At 56.9% G+C, this 1679-nt stretch carries 1 protein-coding gene; it reads left to right on the top strand.

Features of this window, described 5'->3' with window-relative positions:
* Positions 1-172 precede the first annotated feature (172 nt).
* A complete protein-coding gene (locus BSG20_RS35245; RefSeq protein ID WP_072382372.1) occupies positions 173-1339 on the top strand; it encodes an IS110 family RNA-guided transposase in 1167 nt (388 codons plus the stop codon).
* Positions 1340-1679 lie beyond the last annotated feature (340 nt).

Genomic DNA, 1679 nt, shown 5'->3' with positions numbered 1-1679 from the left:
CAAAATCTCTTTCACTGCAGCACTGGCTGACTTACCATCGGTCTTGGTCATGGTGGCTTTCCCTCCGGGGAATAGGTGACGTTGAACATCACCAGATCCCATGGGGACGGATGGATAGCGGCGAGTGCTCTGGCAAAGTGACGTTGCTAACAAAGACCCGTGGAGGAATACCATGCATGTAGTGGCCGACCGATCCGAAACTCTGACTGCTATCCGGACTGATCTTGGCGCGATCTTCGTGTCGTTGGAGCTCAGCCGTTCAACTTGGCTGATCACGTCGCTGTCTCCAGGTGGCGGCGAAAAGTTGTCGAAACACAGTGTCCCCAGTGGTGATTTATTCGCCTTGTTCCGTCGCTTCGATAGCGTGCGAGAGAAGGCAAGAGCGCGCACGGGGCGAGACTTTCCCGTCGTCACTATCCAGGAGGCCGGGCTCGATGGCTTCTGGATCCATCGAGTTCTGAGCAAGGCGGGGATCGAGAGTTACGTCGTTGATCCCGCTTCGATCGCAGTGTCTCGTCGCAGTCGCCGAGCCAAGACCGACAAGATCGATGGTGAAACGCTCGTTCGCGCTCTTCTTGCCTTCAAGCGCAGCGAACCGCGCATATGTGCAATGGTCAAAGAGCCAACACCGGAGCAAGAGGACCGCCGGCGCATCTGTCGCGAACGCAAGGTACTGACGACCGAACGGATATGTCACGTCAACCGAATAAAGGGGCTGCTATTCGCACAGGGGATCACGGATTACGAACCGCTCAATCGAGACCGCAGGGATCGACTTGAGGAACTCCTAACCGGCGATGGAAGATCGCTGCCGCGTCATCTTAAAGCCCAGATCAGCCGCGAGCTCGACCGCCTCGAACTATTGCTCGCACAGGTTAAAGAGATAGAGATCGAGCGTGACAACCTTCTGCATACGGAAGAACACGTAACCCGCAGTGCCGCCAAGCTCCTTATAGACATCAAAGGCATCGGCCCGGAGTTTGCGGCTGTCCTCTGTCACGAAGGCCTCTTTCGACATTTTGACAATCGCAGGCAGGTGGCCGCCTACGCAGGCCTAGCGCCAACGCCGTGGCAAAGTGGCCAAGTGAACCGAGAACAAGGCGTGTCCAAAACTGGCAATCCACGGCTGCGAACAACGATGGTCCAGCTCGCTTGGCTTTGGATACGCCACCAGCCGGGATCGAACCTTACACTGTGGTTCCAAGCCAGGCTCCAACGCAACGGAGGTCGCTTCAAGAAGACTACGATCGTCGCGCTCGCGCGAAAGCTCCTGGTTGCTCTCTGGAAATACGCGACATCCGGCGTCATCATCGAGGGCGCCTTGATGAAAGCCGCATAACAAGCTCTCTCATTCCCCAGGGCCTGATCAGTCCTGACGGATGCAGGTGGACGAACCGCATGGCAGACTGGCCTAAAATGCCGCTCACTCAGAATGGTCTCGTCGCCTGAGCCCAGCCGCCGGAAGCGGGATATTGGTGCAGCCGTGAAAGAGCGGCGACCGAATGTGAGGTTGATCTGCTCGGCTAACGAGCAGAGTCATGCAGTCGGGCTCAACCTGGATCCCACAATTTGAAAGGGCATCGATATGACAAGCTAGTCCCACTTGACCGGCGCTTCCCCATGTGAGTCTGCCATGGCCGCCCTCATTAAGGAATTTGCAGAACCTTCAGCACTCTACC

Origin of the sequence: Rhizobium tibeticum, assembly GCF_900110205.1 — a bacterium.
In the GTDB taxonomy this organism is placed as follows: Bacteria; Pseudomonadota; Alphaproteobacteria; order Rhizobiales; family Rhizobiaceae; genus Rhizobium; species Rhizobium tibeticum.
Note: the sequence above shows the minus strand (reverse complement) of the source record. Positions and strands in the feature narration are given on the sequence as shown.

Excerpts from the sequence above, each read along its gene's own strand:
- BSG20_RS35245 (WP_072382372.1), top strand. The coding sequence starts at position 173 with ATGCATGTAGTGGCCGACCGATCCGAAACTCTGACTGCTATCCGGACT.